This window comes from Streptomyces sp. NPDC059900 (assembly GCF_050270335.1).
In the GTDB taxonomy this organism is placed as follows: Bacteria; Actinomycetota; Actinomycetes; order Streptomycetales; family Streptomycetaceae; genus Streptomyces.
In genome coordinates this window covers 1-1554 of the sequence record NZ_JBNNJZ010001046.1, presented here as the reverse complement: position 1 = coordinate 1554, position 1554 = coordinate 1, and the positions used below count along the sequence as shown (strand labels likewise).

1 protein-coding gene is annotated in these 1554 nt (G+C 71.3%); it reads right to left on the bottom strand.

What is annotated here, in order from left to right; all coding sequences use genetic code 11:
- Positions 1–1554 (bottom strand): AMP-binding protein (locus ACQKIP_RS47045; RefSeq protein WP_427745825.1); only part of this gene is annotated, 1554 nt, incomplete at both ends.

Here is a 1554-nt window from a genome sequence, read left to right as displayed (position 1 = left end):
GTGATGCACCACCAACAGCAGCACAAACTCCCTCGGCGCCACCCGCAGCAACGACACCCGCCACGGCAGCTCCACACTCAGGTCAAAGCCACGGCTGCTGAGCCCGGCCAGAGTCTCGTCGAGGCGGGACTCCTCGGTGTCCACGACGGCCGGCCGCGGATGGGCATCAGGTCCGGCCAGTATGTGCTGGCGGGGCTTGCCCTCCCGGTCGGGGTAGACGGTGCGCAGGCTCTCGTGCCGGTCCGCGACATCGCCGAGCGCCGCCTCCAGCGCCTGCAGATCCAGCTCACCCTCCATCCGCAGTGCCAGTGGCAGGTTGTACGCCCCTGCCGCCTCCGAGTCCACGCCGTCCATCCGGCTCAGGAACCACATGCGCTGCTGGCCGAACGAGAGCGGCACGTCGTCGGGCCGCGACTGCGGCCGCAGCGCCACCCGGTTCCCGGCCGCGGCGTCGCCGACCAACCGGGCGATCCCGGCCACAGTGGGTGCGGCGAAGACGTCGCGGATACCCAGCTCGGTGTCGAGCACCGCGCGGATGCGGGCGACGAGCCGCATGCCCAGCAGTGAGTCCCCGCCCAGCTGGAAGAAGTCGTCGTCGATACGGACCTCGCCAATGCCGAGGACGTCGGAGAAGAGGCTGCAGAGGATCTCCTCGGCGGGGGTGGAGGGCGCTCGCCCGTGGCCGGTGACGGTTTCGGGGGCGGGGAGAGCGGTCTTGTCGACCTTGCCGTTGGGGGTCAGGGGCAGGGCGTCCAGGATCGTGACCGTGGCCGGGACCATGTGGGCGGGGAGGCGGGTGGCGGCGAACTCCCGTATGGCGGCGGGGTCCAGCGATGCGCCGGATACGGCGTACGCGGCGAGACGGTCGTCGCGGGCGATGACGGTGGCCTGGGTTACGTCGGGGTGGGCAGCGAGGACGGACTCGATCTCGCCGGGTTCGATGCGGAAGCCGCGGATCTTGACTTGCTCGTCCGCGCGGCCCCGGAAGTGCAACAGCCCGTCCGGACTCCATCGGGCGAGGTCGCCGGTGCGGTACATGCGTCCGCCACCGGCGTACGGGCAGGCCACAAATCGCTCGGCGGTCAGCTCCCGGCGGCCCAGGTAGCCGCGGGCCAGACCCGGACCGGCGAGATAAACCTCGCCGGTGGCACCGATGGGCACCGGACGCAGGAAGTCATCCAGGACGTAGACCCGGGTGTTGGGCAGCGGGCTGCCGATCGACGGCGCCTCGTCATCGGGCGTGAAGCCTGTCGGCAGTTCCACTGCCGTGGTCATCACGGTGGCCTCGGTAGGTCCGTAGGTGTTCCACAGCCCCGCCCGGGCCCGCCACTTGGCGGCCAGATCGGCGGTCAGCCGCTCGGCGCCCAGGACCCAGTTGCGTACACCGGGGACTGCTCGGGGATCGAGCACGGACAGCAGCGACGGCACCACGCTGGCCACCGTCACCCCGCTGTTCCGGATCATCTCCGCCAGCGCCTGCGGATCGGTGCGCTCTTCGCCGGTGGCGATGGCCAGGGTGCCGCCGGACGCCAGCGTGGCGGCGATGTCCAGCAC